Source organism: Rhodococcus sp. IEGM 1241, from assembly GCF_033142365.1.
In the GTDB taxonomy this organism is placed as follows: domain Bacteria; phylum Actinomycetota; class Actinomycetes; order Mycobacteriales; family Mycobacteriaceae; genus Rhodococcus_F; species Rhodococcus_F erythropolis.
In genome coordinates this window covers 1-951 of sequence record NZ_JAWLSE010000063.1, presented here as the reverse complement: position 1 = coordinate 951, position 951 = coordinate 1, and the positions used below count along the sequence as shown (strand labels likewise).

Here is a 951-nt window from a genome sequence, read left to right as displayed (position 1 = left end):
CTCCGAAGAATCCACCTCCGTCCGCAACACCAACGTATTGACGAACATCCCGATCAAATCATCGAGAACCTGCTCACCACGACCCGCCACCGGAGTACCGATCGCAATATCGGACGTCCCCGACAACCGCGACAACAACACCGCCAACGCCGCATGCACCACCATGAACAACGACGAATTCGACTCACGAGCAACATCATTCAAACCAGCATGCACATCCGCACCCACCACGAACGAATGACTCGCCCCACGATTGGACGCCACCACAGGCCGCGGACGATCCGCCGGCAAATCCAACTGATCCGGCAACCCCGCCAACGCCGACTCCCAGAACCCGACCTGACGCGAAATCAACGACGACGGATCATCTTCCGAACCAAGAGTCTCCCGCTGCCACAACGCGTAATCCGCATACTGCACCTCGAGCGGCGCCCACCCCGGAACCTCACCCCGAGAACGAGCCTCGTACGCCACCATCACATCACGCGTCAACGGCCCCATCGACACACCATCACCACTGATGTGATGAACCACCAACGCCAACACGAACTCCGACTCCGACACCGCGAACAACCGCGCCCGAACCGGAACCTCCACCGCCACATCGAAACCGGCCGACAAGAACTCCGTCACCGCACCAACGACATCGGACTCCGACACCACCACCGGCGACACATCCAACCGCACCCGATCAGCAGACAACACCTCCTGGAACCCGACACCGTCGACCTCCGGATACACCGTCCGCAAAATCTCATGCCGCGCAACAACATCCGACACAGCAGCCTGCAGAGCCGCCGCATCCAACAACCCCGACAACCGAATCGCCACCGGAATATTGTTCGCCGACGACAACGTATCGAAACGGTTCAAGAACCACATCCGCTGCTGCGCCAACGACAACGGCACCCGCTCCGGACGCACCCGAGCAGTCAACGCCGCCCGAGCACC

Annotated in this window: 1 protein-coding gene; it reads right to left on the bottom strand. The window is 60.9% G+C overall.

What is annotated here, in order from left to right:
* Positions 1-951: condensation domain-containing protein (locus R4P70_RS32620; protein ID WP_317833853.1), on the bottom strand; the 951-nt coding region annotated here is incomplete at both ends.